At 72.9% G+C, this 2,430-nt stretch carries 2 protein-coding genes; both read left to right on the top strand.

Annotated elements, in window-relative coordinates; all coding sequences use genetic code 11:
• The first annotated feature begins 125 nt into the window (after nucleotides 1–125).
• On the top strand, nucleotides 126–872 hold the full coding sequence (locus tag GUY60_RS36785) for a response regulator transcription factor (RefSeq protein WP_187370224.1): 747 nt from the start codon (nucleotides 126–128) through the stop codon (nucleotides 870–872).
• A partial coding sequence (locus tag GUY60_RS36780) for a sensor histidine kinase (protein ID WP_161705850.1) occupies nucleotides 869–2,430 on the top strand: 1,562 nt, incomplete at its 3' end. The genes GUY60_RS36785 and GUY60_RS36780, both read left to right, overlap by 4 nt.

Below are 2,430 nucleotides of genomic sequence, written 5' to 3'. Positions count from 1 at the left end.
TGACGGGGCACGGCGTGGGCGGGGCGTGGCCGAGTGTTCCCGGGGGCGGGCCCCAGAGGCGTTTCTCAGGGAATTCACAGGTTGGCGCAAGGGGCCTCTCAGAACGCGTGGGCAAGGTGGCGCGTATGACCACGAGCTCCGACACACGCACCGAACTGCTCCGGCCGGACGGCAGCCCCGTACGGGTGCTGGTCGTCGACGACGAGGCGTCGCTGACCGAGCTGATGTCCATGGCGTTGAGGTACGAGGGCTGGGAGGTGCGTACCGCCGCGGACGGCGCGGGGGCGGTACGGGCCGCGCGGGCCTTCCGGCCTGATGCCGTGGTGCTCGATGTGATGCTGCCCGATATGCACGGGCTGACCGTGCTCGGCCGGCTGCGGCGTGAACTGCCGGACGTACCCGTGCTGTTCCTCACCGCCAAGGACGCGGTGGAGGACCGGATCGCCGGGCTGACCGCGGGTGGCGACGACTACGTCACCAAGCCGTTCAGCCTGGAGGAGGTCGTGGCCCGGCTGCGCGGCCTGATCCGCAGGTCAGGGGCGGCGGCGCGGCGTACCGAGTCCGTGCTGGCGGTCGGTGACCTCACGCTCGACGAGGACAGTCACGAGGTGACGCGCGGTGGGCAGTCGATCCATCTCACGGCCACCGAGTTCGAGCTGCTGCGCTATCTGATGCGCAATCCGCGGCGGGTGCTGAGCAAGGCGCAGATACTGGACCGGGTCTGGAGCTACGACTTCGGCGGCCAGGCCAATGTCGTCGAGCTGTACATCTCCTATCTGCGGCGGAAGATCGACGCCGGACGGTCGCCGATGATCCACACGCGTCGGGGCGCCGGGTACTTGATCAAGTCCGCGGAGGCGGCCGCGGCATGAGCGGGTTCCGGTCCCGCGCGTTCCGGTCCCGCTCGTTCGGGTCTGGCGCGTTCCGGTCCCGCGCATTCCGATCTGCCTCGTTCCGCCCCCGCTCGCTGCGTACCCGGCTTGTGGTCAGTGCCATCGCGCTGATCGCGCTGGTGTGCGCCGTGATCGGGACGGTCACGACGGTGGCTCTGCAGTCGTATCTCTACGAGCAGTTGGACAGCGGTCTCTCCGAGGTGGCCGCGCGCGAGGCGCAGCCGAAGCCGAAGGGCGGGCCGCTCGGCGCGGGTCCCGAGCAGCGCGACCCGCTGCGCTTCCTCGCGTTCGGCGGCTCCGAGCTCGGCACGATAGGAGCCCTGGTCGAGGACGGCGACGTGACCCGCGCGGCGGTCAGTGAGGAACCGGCCCAGCGTGGCGCGCGGGCCGTCCTGACCGGGCTCGACGACGCGCAGAAGGCGGCCCTCGCCTCGGCTCCCAGGGACGGCACCGCGCACAACGTCGACGTACCGGGCCTCGGTGCGTACCGGGTCCTGTACGCGCCCGACGGCACCGAGGGCGAGCTGCTGCTCGGCACTCCGACGCGGGCCGTCGAGGACACCGTCAGCACCCTGATCGTGGTCGAGCTGTGCGTCGCGGGTGCCGGGCTTGTGGCCGCCGGGATCGCGGGCGCCACGCTGATCGGGATCGCCCTGCGGCCGCTGCGCCGGGTCGCCTCGACCGCGACGCGGGTGGCCGAACTGCCCCTGCACAGCGGCGAACCCGCCCTTCACGAACGCGTCCCCGACGCCGACCCGCGGACCGAGGTCGGCCAGGTCGGCGCTGCCCTCAACCGGATGCTCGACCATGTGCACGCGGCGCTCAGCGCGCGGCAGGAGAGCGAGACACGGGTACGCCAGTTCGTCGCTGACGCCAGCCACGAACTGCGTACGCCGCTGGCCTCGATCCGCGGGTACGCCGAACTGACCCGGCGCGGCCGCGAGGAGACCGGGCCCGACACCCGGCACGCGCTCGGCCGGATCGAGTCCGAGGCGGCCCGGATGACGGGGCTCGTCGAGGACCTGCTGCTGCTCGCGCGCCTGGACGCCGGGCGTCCACTCGCCTACGCCAGTACTGATCTGGCGCCGCTCGTCGTGGACGCGGTGGGCGACGCGCGGGCGGCGGGCGGCCGGCACCACTGGCGGCTCGAACTGCCCGCCGAACCCGCGCTCGTACGTGCCGACTCGGCCCGGCTGCAGCAGGTCCTGGTCAACCTGCTGGCCAACGCGCGCACCCATACGCCGCCGGGTACGACGGTCACCGCGCGGGTGCGGTGGGCGGGGCCCGATGTGTACCTGGAGGTGGCGGACGACGGTCCGGGGATCGCCCCGGAGCTGCTGCCGCGGGTCTTCGAACGGTTCGCGCGCGGTGACGCCTCGCGCACTCGCGCGGAGGCGGACGCGGGCCAGGCTGGTTCGACCGGCCTCGGCCTGGCGATCGTGCAGGCGGTGGTGGCGGCCCACGGCGGCTCGGTGACGGTCACCAGCGAGCCGGGGCGGACGGTCTTCGGGGTACGGCTGCCTGCGGAGGAGCGGGT

Origin of the sequence: Streptomyces boluensis (assembly GCF_009908195.1) — a bacterium.
In the GTDB taxonomy this organism is placed as follows: domain Bacteria; phylum Actinomycetota; class Actinomycetes; order Streptomycetales; family Streptomycetaceae; genus Streptomyces; species Streptomyces boluensis.
Note: the sequence above shows the minus strand (reverse complement) of the source record. Positions and strands in the feature narration are given on the sequence as shown.